The organism is Pseudomonas sp. AIG, from assembly GCF_977020205.1.
The window spans coordinates 1-235 of sequence record NZ_CDROCK010000178.1; the positions used below are offsets into that span (position 1 = coordinate 1).

Here is a 235-nt window from a genome sequence, read left to right on the forward strand (position 1 = left end):
TCCCACGGGGTGGCGAGGAAGCTGTTGCGGTAGCCCTGGTGGAAATCGCTTTTGTTGTCGGTGACGTCGCTGGTGACGTTTTCGCCGAGCACTTGCGGCTGTTTGCCTTCGTGGAAGACTTCCAGCAGCAGCCACAGGTCGTTCCACTCGGCGCGCGGGTGTTCGGCCAGCGTCAGGAAATGGCCGCTGGTGAGGGTCGGCTCGTCACCTTTGCCTTCGGCGAGTTTGTAGTCGC

1 pseudogene is annotated in these 235 nt (G+C 62.1%); it reads right to left on the minus strand.

Annotation, left to right across the window (positions count from 1 at the left end):
- Positions 1 to 235: pseudogene (locus ACWR1S_RS31020) on the minus strand (type VI secretion system tip protein VgrG); the annotation flags it as partial.